Below are 15244 nucleotides of genomic sequence, written 5' to 3'. Positions count from 1 at the left end.
GGCACTCAGCGCTCACTCATTCGCATTGGCGGCGTCGTTGTCGTCAAACTCGCTGCTGAACTGCAGCGGGGCGTTGGTGTTGCCGGCCGCCAGCGACTTGACGTAGATCGGCGCCAGCGGTTCTTCCTGGACGATGTCCAGCAGCTGTTCCTTGGCCAGCTCCAGCACCGCCAGGAACGTGACCAGCACGCCCAGCTTGCCTTCTTCGGCCGTGAACAGCCCTTCGAAGCGATAGAACCTGCCGTCTTCCAGGCGGCCGAGTACCTCGCCCATGCGTTGCCGCACGCTCAGTGCCTCGCGCTTGATGGCGTGGCCGCTGAACAGCTCGGCGCGCTTGAGCACGTCGTGCAAAGCCAGCAGCATTTCCTTCAGGTCCACCGGCGGCGGCAGCTTCACCGTGGCGCGTTCGGGCATGAAGGCATGCGCCACCGTGGTGTCGCGGTCCTGACGGGGCAGGGCGTCGATGTCCTCGGCGGCCTGCTTGAAACGTTCGTACTCCTGCAGCCGGCGCACCAGTTCGGCGCGCGGGTCGGCCTCATCGCCTTCCTCGCTGACCGGGCGCGGCAGCAGCATCCGCGACTTCACCTCGGCCAGGATCGCGGCCATCACCAGGTACTCGGCCGCCAGCTCGAAGCGCAGCTCGCGCATCACGGTGATGTATTCCACGTACTGCCGGGTGATTTCGGCCACGGGAATGTCCAGCACATCCAGGTTCTGGCGGCGGATCAGGTACAGCAGCAGGTCCAGCGGGCCTTCGAAGGCGTCCAGGATGACTTCCAGCGCGTCCGGCGGGATGTACAGGTCCTGCGGGATCTGCAGGACCGGTTGCCCATGCACCACGGCCAGCGGCATTTCCTGCTGCTGGGGGGCGGGCGGCCGGGTTGGCGGGTTCGCGTCAAGCGCGAGTTCGGAAGTCATCTAATGGACATCAGGATTGCAACGGACCAGTCGCGGCACCGGGTTCGCCGGGCCAACGCCACGGCGCCCCAGGGCACCAGACACGCCGGGATCGGCGCGATTCCACACATATCAAACAGCAGGACGCGCCGCAGGAGACGGCAGCGACAGAACTACGGGGAGGTCGTCTACGTGGCCCGGCCGGATGGTCCGGTTTGAAGCAGCGGGACGGTCGTCGGGGGCTGCGTTGGCCGCAAAACCGACGGGCTGCTGCATCCACCACGTGCAATGGAGTCTAGGGTAAGCCTTTGTCGCGCCAGTGTCCAGCCGGGCCGGGGCAGGGAGCGCATTGGCTAGAATCTGCGCACCCGACAACGCAAGCGAGGAAATGCCGGTGTGGTATGTGATCGAAGGGTATGACGGCCAGGATGTGCTGGCGCAGCGGCTGCAGGCGCGGCCGGAACACCTGGCGCGCCTGCATGCGCTGCGCGACGAGGGGCGCCTGCTGCTGGCCGGGCCGTGCCCGGTGGTGGACAGCGAAGACCCGGGCCCGGCCGGCTTCAGTGGTTCGGTGGTGATTGCACAGTTCGAGTCGCTGCCGCAGGCCCAGGCCTGGGCCGATGCCGACCCGTACGTCGCCGCCGGCGTATACACCCATGTGCAGGTGCGGCCGTTCCGCAAGGTCCTGCCGTGAACGCGGAGCGGATCGAGCGGATGCGTGACGCACTGCAGCAGGCGCTGGCCCCCAGCGTGCTGGAAATCGAAGACGACAGCCATCGTCACGCCGGTCATGCCGGTGCACGCGATGGCCGCGGCCATTTCAACGTGCATGTGGTCAGTGAGCGCTTCGCCGGGCTGGGTCCGCTGGCCCGGCACCGCGCGGTCTATGCCGCGCTGGGGTCGATGATGGAGACCGATATCCACGCGTTGTCCATCCGCGCGCAGACCCCGTCAGAACAGGGCTGAGCCCTTGTCCCACGCTGCCCTGGCGGGTCCGTCATGGGCCTCGCCACGGACAGGTTTTCATGTCCATTTCGGGACATTCGCCTAACGGACTGTTTACAAGCCCAGATGGAAACGCTTACATTCCGCGCCAATGCTGGTAGGTCCAAGCCGTGGAGGGCGGCTTCGTGAACAAGGCAGCTATCACAATCAAAGACGTCGCACGCGAAGCCCGGGTCTCTGTGGCCACGGTTTCCCGCGCGCTCAACGGGCATGAAAATGTCGCCGAACCGGTCCGCCAGCTTGTGCTGGAGGTGGCCGCACGGTTGCGTTACACCCCGCACGCCGCCGCCCGCAGCCTGAGCAGCCGCCGCACCAATACGGTGGGCGTGGTGCTGCCTGACCTGTATGGCGAATTCTTCTCCGAGTTGATGCGCGGCATCGACGGCGTGGCCCGCAACCGCCGCCAGCACCTGCTGGTGTCCAGCTACCACGGCGACCAGGAACAGCAGGGCGCGGCCCTGCGTGCCATGCGCGGCCGCGTCGACGGCCTGCTTGTGCTCTCGCCCTACGCCGAGAGCCCGGGCTTCCTGACCGACAACCTGCCGCAGTCGCTGCCGACGGTGTTGATCAATACCTATCTGCCCGGGCAGGACCACCCGGTGCTGAGCATCGATGACCACGCAGGTGCGATGGCGATGACCCGCCACCTGCTGGACGCCGGCCACCGTCGCATCGCTTTCATTTCTGGCCCGGATCTCAACTTCGACGCGCGCGAGCGCCTGCGCGGCTTCCGTGACGCGCTGGTGGCTTTTGGCGGTGGCGCCGAAGGCATCGAGTTGCCCGGTGATTTCGACGAAGCTTCCGGCCATCGTGCCGGTCAGGAGTTGCTGGCAGCCGGAGCGCTGCCCGATGCCGTATTCGCCGCCAACGACATGATGGCCCTGGGGTGCCTGTATGCATTCACCCAGGCCGGCGTCCGTGTGCCCGCCGATGTTGCCTTGGCGGGTTTCGATGACATTCCACTGGCGCGTTTCGTCCACCCGTCGCTGACCACCATGCAGGTCAGCATCGCCGAGCTCGGCGACCGGGCCATGACGCGTCTGATGCAGTTGATGGACGGCACCTCCACGGATGGGGCAGGGGACAAGCAGACCCTGGTTCCCCGCTTGATTGTTCGCGATTCCACCACTCCGCCATCCGGCCGTTGAAGCCAGAGGCGTTCCTTCTTTTTTGATTGATCGCAGGGACCGCGCAAGCGGTTACCGCCACCCGGAGATTGAGTTGATGATGCATACCACCTTCCGCATGCCGGCGCGCCGGCTGCTGAGCACCGCACTGGTCAGCTGCCTGATGCTGGCTGCCGCCCCCAACGTCATGGCGCAGTCGGCCAACGCCAGCCTGCGCGGCCAGGTTGCCGGCGCCCAGGCAGGCACCGAAGTGACCGCCACCAACGTGGCCACCGGTACCGTCCGCCGTGGCACCATCCGCGCCGACGGCAGCTACTCGCTGATGGGCCTGGATCCGGGCACCTACAACGTGGTCGCCAACGGCCAGACCCAGAAGGTCACCGTCACCGTGGCCTCGACCGCGACGCTGAACTTTGCCGGTGCCGCCAGCAGCACCCAGGGTTCGACCGCGGCCACCAACCTGGACACCGTCAACGTTGTTGCGCCGACCCTGCTGCAGGAAGTGCGCACCTCCGAAGTCGGCAAGACCGTCAGCCTGCAGCAGATCCAGACCACCCCGCAGGTGTCGCGCAACTTCCTGGAGTTCGCCGACGCGGTGCCGGGCCTGATCTTCACCCGCGACGCCAAGGGCAACACCTCGCTGCGCGGCGGCGCCACCAATGCCGATGGCACCAATGTGTACATCGACGGCGTGGGCCAGAAGAGCTACGTCAAGGGCGGCGGCGTGGCCGGCCAGTCCGGCAGCGCCGGCAACCCGTTCCCGCAGCTGGCCATCGGCGAATACAAGGTCATCAGCGGCAACTACAAGGCCGAGTATGGCCAGGTGTCGAGCGCCGCGGTGACGGCTGCAACCAAGTCCGGCACCAATGAGTTCAAGGGTGAGGCGTTCTACCGCTACACCGATGAAGACATGCGTGCCAAGACCCCGGCCGAGCGCCAGGGTGGCAAGGAGAAGATGGTCTCGGCCGAGAAGGAATACGGCTTCGCCCTGGGCGGCCCGATCGTCCAGGACAAGGCGCACTTCTTCGTGACCTACGAAGCCAAGCGCTTCGACCTGCCGGTCACCATCGCGCCGGATGGCGCGGTCACCGGCGCTGCCGGTCTGCTGCCGCCGGCCGGCGCCGCCGGCCTTGGCCCGGCCAGCCAGCCGTTCCAGCAGGACCTGATCTTCGGCAAGATCGACTTCGAGCCGACCGACAACGACCGCATCGAGCTGACCTTCCAGGACCGCGACGAAACCCAGTCGCAGTTCAGTGGCCAGACCTCGCCGGAAGCCGGCCGTGAAGTGGTCAACACCGACCGTCGTTACGCCCTGCGCTGGAACCACAGCGGTGAGCGCTACTACAACGAGTTGATGGTCACCCACGAAGACTCGTTCAACAACCCGACCCCGCTGACGCTGGCCAACGGCATCACCTACACCGCACCGGACGGCCCCGAAGACCGCACCATCGTGAAGATCGGTGGCGCCTCGGCACTGGATTCGCAGGTGAAGGGCCAGAAGGGCTGGTCGATCGAAGACAACCTGACCCTGGATGGCATCCAGTGGGCCGGTGACCACACCATCAAGATGGGCGTGAAGTACAAGGCGATCGATCTGTACGCATCCGATGCGGCGCAGATCAACCCGACCTTCACCTACTCGCTGGGCGATCCGGACTTCCCCGATTCCATTCCGTACAAGGCGCAGTTCGTCAAGCCGGTGACCGGCGTGACCGGCGTGTCCGGCGAAGTGCGTTCGAAGTCCAAGCAGTACGGCGTGTTCATCCAGGACGACTGGCAGGTCAACGACCACCTGCAGCTGAACATCGGCCTGCGCTGGGACTACGAGAAGACCCCGTCCTACCTGGACTTCGTGACCCCGCAGCAGGTGGTCGACGCCATCTATTCGCAGGATCCGCGCGCCCCCGCCGGCCAGACCTATGCCGATTCGCTGGCACTGGGCGGCCTGGACATCAGCGACTACATCAGCAACGGCCACAACCGCAAGGCATTCAAGGATGCCTGGCAGCCGCGCCTGGGCTTCTCGTATGACATCAATGCCGACGAGCAGCACGTGATCCACGGTGGTGCCGGCCGTTCCTACGACCGTGACCTGTTCGACAACCTGCAGCTGGAAACCACCAAGCTGGCCCTGCCGCAGCCAACCATCTACTTCCGCAACCCGGCCACTGGCGCCTGCATCAACGGCCAGGCCGCCTGCTATGACTGGAACCCGAACCTGCTCAACGGCATCGGCAACCTGCAGGCACTGGTCGGCGCGACCAGCAATGCCGGGCTGGAGGTTGACCTGCTGAACAACAAGCTGAAGGCGCCGTACTCCGATCAGTTCAGCCTGGGCATGAGCAACCAGATCGGCGACTGGCTGACCGATGCCACCATCGCTCGTACCCTGAGCTACGACGGCTTCGCCTTCACCCTGGGCAACCGCTACCCGACCGGCCAGTTCTTCGATGATCCGCGCCTGTGCGGCGGCACCTCCGCAGGCCTGAGCCAGGCCTGGAGCTGCAACGTGCCGGGCTTCGGCAGCCTGATCATCGGCCAGCAGGGCATCAAGACCCGCGCCACCCAGGTCCTGTTGTCGGCACAGAAGCCGTTCACCAAGGAAAGCGGCTGGGGCACCTCGATCGCCTATACCTGGACCACTGCGCGCCATAACCGCGACATCAACGAGAAGTATGCGTTCGATCGCGGCCTGATCGGTGACTACCCGACCATCCGCTCCAACGGCGCGCCGCGCCACCGCCTGGTGGTGACCGGTTCCTACGCGGGCTTCTGGGGCATCACTTTCGGCGGCAAGATCACCCTGGCCACCCCGACCGCCGTCAACGACTGGTACCCGGTGATGCAGGCCAGCGGCTACACCCTGCCGACCCCGCAGGCGGCCGTGCCCAACGCCACCGGCAAGTTCCTGGTGGGTGGCAAGATCTTCGGCTACCGTTCGGTCGACCTGCAGGCGACGAAGACGTTCAAGCTGGCGGGCAACACCGAGCTGTACGCCCGCCTGGACATCATCAACGTGTTCAACTTCGACAACTTCTCCACCTACAACTACGTCAAGACCAACGGCAAGCTGCAGGCCAGCTACAACGAGACCGGCGACATCATCGGTACTCCGCGCCAGGTCAAGGCCGAAGTGGGCTTCCGCTTCTAAGCCCGGGCGGTGATGCATGACCCGATGCCGCCGGCTCGCTGGCGGCATCGGTCAAAACGGCAATGGCCGGCCCTGTGCCGGTCCATTGCCCACGCCGCTGCCGGCCAGGGGGCAGCGGCGTGGGCAATGATCGCGGTGTCAAGCCACGTTTTTCGTGGTTTTTTAAGAACGCACCTTGTAAACGATTTCAGATCATTGGACGTTATGCTTTCCCATCGATCAGACCACCGGAGGAACCGCGCCATGCAGGCACGCCATCTGTTGTCCGCCGCAGCGCTGAGCCTGGCCGTGGCCGCCTGCCAGCCGGCCCAGCAGGAACCTGCCAAGCCCCGCCCGCCGGTGATCCTGATCGAGGCCGACGCACCGCCGCGGCCGATGAAGCCGGAGCTTCCGCCGCTGTTCGATGACATCGAACGCCGCACCTTCCAGTTCTTCTGGGACACCACCAACGAAGTGAACGGCCTGACCCCGGACCGCTACCCGTCACGGCCGTTCGCCAGCATCGCCTCGGTCGGTTTCGCGTTGACTGCCTATCCGATCGGCATAGAAAACGGCTGGGTCAGCCGCAACCAGGCCATCGACCGCACGCTGACCACGCTGAAGTTCTTCCGCGATGTGCCGATGGGCCCGCAGCGCACCGGCAAGGCCGGCTACAAGGGCTTCTACTACCACTTCCTGGACATGCAGGAAGGCCGCCGCTACGACAGCTGGGTCGAACTGTCCTCGGTGGATACCGCACTGCTGATGATGGGCGTGCTGTTCGCGCAGTCGTACTACGACGGCGATGATCCGCGCGAGAAGGAGATCCGCCAGATCGCCGACACCTTGTACAAGAAGGTGGACTGGCCGTGGCTGCAGCAGCGTGCGCCGCTGATCTCGATGGGCTGGTTCCCCGAGAGCGGCTTCATCGACCACGACTGGATGGGCTACAACGAGGCGATGATGGTCTACATCCTTGCCCTGGGGTCGCCCACGCACCCGGTCAGCCCGGATGCGTGGACGGTGTGGACGCGCACCTACGACAACGACTGGGGTGTTTACCAGGGCCAGGAATACCTGTCCTTCGGCCCGCTGTTCGGCCACCAGTACAGCCACGTCTGGATCGACTTCCGCGATATCCAGGACGCATACATGCGCGAGCGCGGCAGCACTTATTTCCTCAACAGCCGCTCGGCTGCGCTGGCCCAGCGCGAATACGCCATCGCCAACCCGATGCAGTGGAAGGAGTATGGCGAGAATGTGTGGGGCCTGACCGCCAGCGATGGCCCGCAGAACACCACGCAGGAGTACCGCGGCGAGCAGCGCCAGTTCCGCCATTACTCCTCGCGCGGCGCTGGGCTGCGCGAGAATTTCGATGACGGCACCATTGCCCCGACTGCTGCGATCGCCTCGGTGGTGTTTGCGCCGGAGCAGGTGATCCCGGCCACGCTGGAAATGCACAAGCGCTACGGCGACTACATCTATTCCAGCTACGGCTTCCTGGATTCATTCAACCCCAGCTTCAACTACGACATCCCGATCAAGACCGGCCGCCTGGTGCCGGATCGCGGCTGGGTCGCCAGCGATTACATCGCCATCGACCAGGGACCGATCCTGACCATGATCGCCAACTACCGCAACGATTTCGTGTGGGAGGTGATGAAGAAGAACCCCTACATCCGCAAGGGACTGGAGCGGGCAGGGTTCAGCGGTGGCTGGCTGGCGCCGGAAGGCGCGTTCCAGCCGCTGGAGCTGCAGAAGGACGAAAAGGCCGCGGCGGCACGCGCGGTGGGTATCGCCGAATCACGCGCGGCTGCCGCGCAGGAACAGAAAAACAATGCCAACCGCAACACAGGGCAGGGGAAGTAACCCGGTGCCGAACTGGATCGACCGCCTGCGCCGCTGGGCTCTGCCCGCCCTGGCCGCTTTGGCCGTGGCCGGCTGCGCCCGCACCGAGCCTGGAACCACTACCGTGCGCTTCTGGGCGATGGGTCGCGAAGCCGAGGTGGTCAGCGAGCTGATCCACGAGTTCGAGGCCGAGAACCCCGGCATCAAGGTGGATGTGCAGAACATCCCGTGGACGGCAGCGCACGAGAAACTGCTGACCGCATTCGCTGCCGATGGCCTGCCGGATGTCTGCCAGCTCGGAAACACCTGGGTGCCCGAGTTCGCCGAGCTCGATGCGCTGACACCGCTGCAGCCGTTCGTCGATCACTCGGCGGTCGTTGATGAAAAGGACTACTTCCAGGGCATCTGGGATACCAACGTGATCCACGGCGAGCTGGTGGGCGTGCCGTGGTACGTCGATACACGCCTGATCTACTACCGCAAGGACCTGCTGGCCAAGGCCGGCTACGACCACCCGCCGCGTACCTGGGCCGAGTGGGACGAGCAGATGGCGGCGATCAAGCGCATGCAGGGTCCGAACCGCTATGCGGTGCTGATGCCGATCAACGAGTTCGAGCAGCAGTTGTCCTTGGCGCTGCAGCAACCCGATCCGCTGCTGCGCGACGATGACACCCGCGGCAATTTCGCCAGCCCGGGGTTCCGCCGCACGCTGGCCTTCTACGCCAACATGTTCGAGCAGGGCTGGGCGCCGAAGATGTCCGAGACGCAGATCTCCAACGTCTGGGACGAGTTCTTCCGCGGCTTCAACGTGTTCTACATCTCCGGCCCCTGGAACATCCGCGAGTTCAAGAAGCTGCAGCCGAAGGAACTGGAAGAGCAGTGGGGCACCGCGGCGCTGCCGGGTCCGGACGGCCCCGGCGCCGGCATCGCCGGTGGTACCAGCCTGGTGATCTTCCGCAAGTCGCAGCAGAAGGAAGCGTCGTGGAAGCTGATCGAGTTCCTGTCGCGGCCGCAGATCCAGGCGCGTTTCCATTCGATCATCGGCGACCTGCCGCCGCGCCGCAGTACCTGGAGCGCCCCGTCGCTGGCCAACGATCCGCTGGCAGCGGCATTCCGTGACCAGCTGGAGCGGGTCAAGCCGACGCCGAAGGTGCTCGAATGGGAGCGCATCGTGCAGGAAATGCGCATCGTCACCGAGAAGGTGGTGCGCGGTGGCCTGCCGCAGGACAAGGCCGTGGAAGAACTGGACCAGCGCGTGGACAAGGTGCTGGCCAAGCGCCGCTGGATGCATGAACAACAACGCCTGCAGCAGCGCGCACCGTCGTCGCAGTCCAGCAGTGCCGTAGCCGCCGGGAGCGCGCAATGAAACGTACTTCGCTTGCCGGCTGGATCTTCGCCGGGCCCTCGTTGATCGTGCTGGGCGTGTTCTTCGGCCTGCCGGTGGCTTCGGCGCTGGCGCTGAGCGTGACCGACTTCGACCTGTATGCCCTGGCTGACAGCAGCAACCTGCGGTTTGTCGGCCTCGGCAATTACATCGACCTGCTGCAGACACCGATGTTCTGGAAGTCGCTGTGGAATACCACCTACTTCGTGTTGATCGGTGTGCCCTTGTCGATCAGCGTGTCGCTGGGCGCGGCGATGCTGCTGAATGCACCGGCCGCGCGCTTCAAGGCGCTGTTCCGCACCGCGCTGTTCGCGCCGGTGGTGACCACGCTGGTGGCGGTGGCGGTGATCTGGCGTTACCTGTTCCACACCAGCTACGGCCTGGTGAACTACGGCCTGGGCCACCTGGGCATCAGCCCGATCGACTGGCTGGGCGATCCCAACTGGGCGATGCCGACCATCATGCTGTTCGCGGTGTGGAAGAACTTCGGCTACAACATGGTGATCTTCCTGGCCGGCCTGCAGGCGATCCCGCATGACCTGTACGAGGCTGCGCGCATCGACGGCGCCTCGCGCTGGAAGCAGTTCCTGCACATCACCCTGCCGATGCTCGGCCCGGTGCTGCTGGTGGTCGGGGTGATCACCGTGTCCGGCTACTTCCAGCTGTTCGCCGAGCCGTATGTCATGACCCGCGGCGACCCGCTGCAGAGCACCGTCAGCGTGCTGTATTTCATGTTCGAGGAAGGCTTCAAGTGGTGGAACCTGGGACGCGCCTCCGCCGTGGCGTTCCTGCTGTTCCTGATCATCCTGGCGGTGACCACCGTGATGCTGCGTTTCGGCCGCAAGAGGCAGTTGGTATGAGTCGTGAAATCGGCCAGTCGCGCTGGTACCCGTGGTTGATCAATGGTGCGTTGCTGGTGCTGGCCCTGGTCAGCCTGGCACCGCTGTTGTGGATGCTCTCGGTCTCGTTCATGCCGCAGGGCGAGGCCAGCCATTTCCCGCCGCCGCTGCTGCCTTCCAGCATCACCACGCACAACTACCATGAGCTGTTCGCGCGCACTGGCATGGGCGGCAACTTCGCCAACAGCCTGCTCGTCTCGCTGGCGATCACCTTTGGCTCGCTGTTGCTCAACACCATGGCCGGCTATGCGTTCGCCAAGCTCAACTTCGTCGGCCGCGAGCGCCTGTTCCAGGTGCTGATGGCGGCGCTGGTGATTCCAGCGCAGGTGGCGATGCTGCCGCTGTTCCTGCTGATGAAGCAGCTGGGCCTGGTCAACAGCTTCGGCGGCGTGATCGTGCCGGCGCTGGCCAGCGTGTTCGGCATCTTCCTGGTGCGCCAGTACGCGCGTTCGATTCCGGACGAATTGCTGGAAGCGGCCCGTATCGACGGGGCAGGGGAGCTGCGCATCTTCTTCCAGATCGTGCTGCCGATGCTCAAGCCGGTGCTGGTGACCCTGGCGATCTTCACCTTCATGGGCGCATGGAACGATTTCATGTGGCCGCTGATCGTGTTGACCGATCAGGAGCACTACACTTTGCCGGTGGCGCTGGCCACCCTCTCGCGCGAGCACATCATGGACGTGGAAATGATGATGGCCGGCGCGGTGGTCACCGTGGTCCCGGTGCTGGCGCTGTTCCTGGTGCTGCAGCGGTACTACATCCAAGGTCTGTTGCTGGGGAGCGTCAAGGGATGAAGCGAGCGATCGCCGTTGGACTGGGCCTTTTGTGGACTTCCCTGGCGATCGCCGCACCACCGGCACTGCCGGCGCCGAAGGTACTGGACGATTTCGACGACATCGGCGCCTGGAAGCTGGTGCTGTCCGACCAGGTCAGCGGTTCGCTGCGGCCGGTCAGTGGCGCTGGCGGCGGCCGCGCGCTGTGCCTGGACTATGACTTCCACGATGTCTCCGGCTACGTCGGCATCCGCCGCGCGCTGAACATCGAATACCCGGTCAATTACCGTTTCGGCTTCCAGTTGCGCGGTGATTCACCGGGCAACGACCTGCAGTTCAAGTTGATCGATGCCAGCGGTGACAACGTCTGGTGGGTCAATCGTCCCGGCTACAGTTTCCCCAAGGGCTGGACGCCGGTCGAGTACCGCCGCCGCCAGATCGACAAGGCGTGGGGTCCCTCGCCCGAGAAGGAGATGGCGCGCAGCGCCGCAGTCGAGTTCACGATCTACAGCAAGGTCGGCGGCCGCGGCACCGTATGCTTCGACAGGCTGACCCTGCAGGGGCTGCCACCGCAGGATGATTCGGCGCTGGTGCCGTCGGTGATTGCCGATACCGCCACCGCGCTGCAGGACCGCATGATCGACGGCAAGAGCGACACGTTCTGGATCAGCGGTGGCGTCAAGCAGCAGACCATCAGCCTGGACCTGCACAAGAGCCGCGAGATCGGCGGTGTCGTGATCGATTGGCTGCCGAACCTGGAAGCCAATCGCTACACCGTGCGGACGTCCGAGGATGGCCGGGATTGGCGCATCGTGCGCGAAGTGACCAGCGGTGCCGGTGGCCGCGACTGGCTTGCCCTGCCGGATACCGACGCGCGCTACGTGCGTTTCGATCTGCGCGATGGCCCGAACTGGCGCTATGGCATCCGTGACATCGCACTCAAGCCGCTGGCGTTCGCCGCCACGCCCAATGCCTTCCTGTCCTCGGTAGCCGCCGATCTGCCGCGCGGTTCGTTGCCGCGCGCGTATGTGGGCGAACAGCCCTACTGGACCCTGCTCGGCCTCGATGGTGGCCAGGAGCAGGCGCTGATCAGCGAAGATGGCGCGCTGGAGCCGGCCAAGGGCAGCTTCAGCATCGAGCCGTTCATCCGCCTGGACGGCAAGCTGCTGGACTGGTCGAAAGTGGCTATCACCCAGTCGCTGCAGGATCACTACCTGCCGATCGCCACCGTCGACTGGGTGCATGAGAAGGCCGGACTCTCGGTGACCGGTTTCGTGCAGGGCACGCCCGAGCGTGCGCAGCTGATCGGCCGCTACCGGCTGAGCAATCCGGACAAGGTCGCGCACGAATACACCCTGGCACTGGCGATACGGCCGTGGCAGGTCAATCCGCCCACCCAGTTCCTTAATACCGTCGGAGGCTTCAGCCGGATTGATGCCCTGGATGTAGGTGAGCAGCTGGTTCGGGTCAACGGTGAGCCGCGGATCTATCCGCTGCAGGTACCGGACGCGCGCTTTGCCAGTACGTTCGATGGCAAGCTCGATGCGATGCATCTGGAAAGCGGCACGTACCCGGCGACCACGGCGGTGAAGGACAGCACCGGCATGGCGTCGGGTGCGCTGGTGTACACGATCAGGCTGGAGCCCGGGCAGAACCGTGAGGTGGCGGTGGTGCTGCCACAGACCGGTGGCTGGGCGCCGCAGGCGCTGGATGTGGCCAAGGCGCAGGCGCAGGTGGCCGAGCAATGGCGGCAGAAGCTGGGCGTGGTTTCGCTGCAGGTGCCTGCTGCAGGCCAGCCACTGGTCGACACCCTGCGCACGGCGGTGGCGCACATGCTGATCTCGCGTGTCGGACCGCGCCTGCAGCCGGGCACGCGGTCGTATGCGCGCAGCTGGATCCGCGACGGCGCGATGATCTCCGAGGGCCTGCTGCGCATGGGGCGCAGTGATGCGGTGCGCGATTACATCAACTGGTATGCGCCGTACCAGTTCGAAAACGGCAAGGTGCCGTGCTGCGTCGACGCGCGCGGCAGCGACCCGGTGCCGGAGAACGACAGCCATGGCGAGTTGATCTACAGCATCGCCGAGTATGGGCGCTACACCGGCGACAGCACGTTCACCGAGCTGATGTGGCCGCACGTGCAGGGCGCCTACAACTACATGGAGCAGCTGCGCGACAGCGAGCGCACCGAGGAAAACCGCGCGCGCAACCCGGCGTTCTACGGGATGATGCCGGCCTCGATCAGCCATGAAGGCTATTCGGCCAAGCCGATGCATTCCTACTGGGACAACTTCTGGGCGCTGCGCGGCTACAAGGACGCGGCGCTGCTGGCGACCCAGCTGGGCAAGGTCGAGGCGATGCAGATCGCCGAATCGCGCGACCAGTTCCGTGCTGACCTGCAGGCCTCGCTGCTGTCGGCGATGCAGCAGCACAACATCGATTACCTGCCGGGCTCGGCCGAGCTGGGCGACTTCGACGCGACCTCCACCACGATCGCGCTTGCCCCCGGCGGCGAGCAGGGCCGGCTGCCGCAGCAGGCGCTGGAGGTGACCTTCGAGCGCTACTGGAACGAGTTCGTTGCCCGTCGCGATGGCAAGCGCGAGTGGAAGGACTACACCCCGTACGAATGGCGCAACGTGGCAGCGTTCGTGCGCCTGGGCTGGCGCGAGCGCGCCTGGCAGGCCACCGAGTTCTTCTTCAGGGACCGCGCGCCACAGGCCTGGAACCAGTGGGCCGAAGTGGTCTCGCGCACGCCGCGCAAGCCGTTCTTCGTCGGTGACCTGCCGCACGCCTGGGTGGCTTCGGACTTCGTGCGCTCTGCGTTGGACATGTTCGCTTACAACCGTGATCTGGACGATGCGCTGGTACTGGCCGCTGGCGTGCCGACCGCGTGGCTGCAGGGCGAGGGCATTGCCGTGCAGGGCCTGCGGACGCCGCAGGGGCAGTTGAACTACCGCCTGCAGCGCAGCGACAAGCAGCTGGTGCTGGAGGTGCAACCGGGCCTGGTGCCGCCGGTCGGTGGTGTGGTGCTGCCGTGGCCGTATGCTGGCGACCCGGGCGAGGCGAGCATCAACGGTGAAGCGGCCCAGTGGGTCAACAGAGAACTGCACGTGCACCAGCTGCCGGCGCGGATCGAGATCGACGTGCCGAGCGCAGTGCGCCGCGCCGAACGCAAGGGGCAGTAACGATGAAGCAGCAGCGGGCGAAGGTGCGCACGTCGGTGCGCGCCCTGGGGCTGGCCATTGCAATGGCATTGCCGGGCGTGATGATGGCGGCTGAACCGGCTGGCACGACTGTGGCGCCCGACGTTGCCAGCGCGCCGGGCATGAGCATGGTCACCTTCAACCTGCACCACGACCGCGAAGACTGGCCGAGCCGGCGCCGCACCATCCTGGCCGAGCTCAAGCGCCTGCAGCCGGATGCGGTTGCCCTGCAGGAAGTGATCCAGCGCCGCAACGTGCGAAACCAGGCGCAATGGCTGGCCGGCCAACTCGGCTACAGGTATGTGTTCGTGTCCACCGATCCGGTCGCGGCACCCAAGCGCTACGGCAATGCGCTGCTGACCCGGCGGCCGATCCTCGCTCAGGGCGATCATCTGCTGCAGCCGCTGGACGACTACCGCACCGTGGCCCACCTGCGCATCGACGTCGACGGCACGCCGGTAAACATCTACGCCACGCATCTGAACGAGCGCAGCGACGAGAACGGGCAGCGCATCCGTCGCACCCAGGTCGAAGACCTGCTGCGCTTCATCACTGCAACCTCGGCCGGTGCACCGGTGGTGATCGCCGGCGACTTCAATGCACTGGTGGATGCCGGCGACCTGAGCGAGCTGCGCAGCCACTACGGCGACAGCTACGGCAGCGTGCATGTCAACACCGATCTGTCCGCGGTCAGTACGCTCAACCGTCACTATTACCAGGCGCCGTCGCGGATCGACCACATCTTCTTCCAGCAGGACGAGATGGTCGCACGCGAGGCGAAGATCCTGTTCGACCAGCCCGATGACAGCGGTCGCTGGGCCTCGGACCACTACGGCGTGTGGACCCGCCTGCAGTTCGCGCCGAAACCCTGACGCAGGCACGCTTGGGTAGGTGCCAACCTTGGTCGGCACGGTTCGGCCCGACGCACAAACAAAAACGGCGGGGATCATTGATCCCCGCCGTTTCGTTTTCACG

Annotated in this window: 11 protein-coding genes; 10 read left to right on the top strand and 1 reads right to left on the bottom strand. The window is 65.5% G+C overall.

Annotation, left to right across the window (positions count from 1 at the left end; translation table 11 throughout):
• Positions 1 to 12 precede the first annotated feature (12 nt).
• Positions 13 to 918 carry a segregation and condensation protein A gene (locus tag VG543_RS18365; protein WP_019660465.1) on the bottom strand — a complete coding sequence of 302 codons (906 nt, stop codon included), beginning with the start codon at positions 916 to 918 and terminating at the stop codon, positions 13 to 15.
• A 373-nt stretch (positions 919 to 1291) separates the two neighbouring features.
• Between VG543_RS18365 and VG543_RS18360 the strand changes: the two genes are divergently transcribed.
• The 10 genes from VG543_RS18360 to VG543_RS18315 all read left to right on the top strand — a co-directional run bounded on the left by VG543_RS18360 (position 1292) and on the right by VG543_RS18315 (position 15141).
• Complete coding sequence (locus VG543_RS18360; protein ID WP_026347072.1) at positions 1292 to 1591, top strand: YciI family protein; 300 nt, start codon at positions 1292 to 1294, stop codon at positions 1589 to 1591.
• A gap of 20 nt (positions 1592 to 1611) precedes the next feature.
• Positions 1612 to 1863 (top strand): BolA family protein, encoded by a 252-nt coding sequence (locus VG543_RS18355; RefSeq protein ID WP_032953611.1) that lies wholly within the window; start codon positions 1612 to 1614, stop codon positions 1861 to 1863.
• A gap of 149 nt (positions 1864 to 2012) precedes the next feature.
• On the top strand, positions 2013 to 3050 hold the full coding sequence (locus VG543_RS18350; RefSeq protein WP_019660462.1) for a LacI family DNA-binding transcriptional regulator: 1038 nt from the start codon (positions 2013 to 2015) through the stop codon (positions 3048 to 3050).
• Positions 3051 to 3126: 76 nt separating this feature from the next.
• On the top strand, positions 3127 to 6183 hold the full coding sequence (locus tag VG543_RS18345) for a TonB-dependent receptor (protein WP_423178138.1): 3057 nt from the start codon (positions 3127 to 3129) through the stop codon (positions 6181 to 6183).
• 243 nt (positions 6184 to 6426) lie between these two features.
• A complete protein-coding gene (locus VG543_RS18340; RefSeq protein ID WP_019660460.1) occupies positions 6427 to 8031 on the top strand; it encodes a glucoamylase family protein in 1605 nt (534 codons plus the stop codon).
• 4 nt (positions 8032 to 8035) lie between these two features.
• Positions 8036 to 9376, top strand: coding sequence for a sugar ABC transporter substrate-binding protein (locus VG543_RS18335; RefSeq protein ID WP_423178349.1), 1341 nt, complete (start codon positions 8036 to 8038; stop codon positions 9374 to 9376).
• The gene (locus tag VG543_RS18330) at positions 9373 to 10254 is read left to right on the top strand and encodes a carbohydrate ABC transporter permease (RefSeq protein WP_197605883.1); all 882 of its coding nucleotides are present in this window, start codon (positions 9373 to 9375) and stop codon (positions 10252 to 10254) included. The genes VG543_RS18335 and VG543_RS18330 overlap by 4 nt, the downstream gene beginning before the upstream one ends.
• Complete coding sequence (locus VG543_RS18325; protein ID WP_111097843.1) at positions 10251 to 11087, top strand: carbohydrate ABC transporter permease; 837 nt, start codon at positions 10251 to 10253, stop codon at positions 11085 to 11087. The genes VG543_RS18330 and VG543_RS18325 overlap by 4 nt, the downstream gene beginning before the upstream one ends.
• Positions 11084 to 14251 carry a discoidin domain-containing protein gene (locus VG543_RS18320; protein WP_423178136.1) on the top strand — a complete coding sequence of 1056 codons (3168 nt, stop codon included), beginning with the start codon at positions 11084 to 11086 and terminating at the stop codon, positions 14249 to 14251. Before VG543_RS18325 ends, VG543_RS18320 begins: the two co-directional genes overlap by 4 nt.
• A 2-nt stretch (positions 14252 to 14253) precedes the next feature.
• Positions 14254 to 15141, top strand: a complete 888-nt coding sequence (locus VG543_RS18315) for an endonuclease/exonuclease/phosphatase family protein (protein WP_019660456.1) — start codon at positions 14254 to 14256, stop codon at positions 15139 to 15141.
• Positions 15142 to 15244 lie beyond the last annotated feature (103 nt).

Source organism: Stenotrophomonas sp. CASM101 (genome assembly GCF_049384845.1).
Taxonomy (GTDB): Bacteria; Pseudomonadota; Gammaproteobacteria; order Xanthomonadales; family Xanthomonadaceae; genus Stenotrophomonas; species Stenotrophomonas hibiscicola.
Note: the sequence above shows the minus strand (reverse complement) of the source record. Positions and strands in the feature narration are given on the sequence as shown.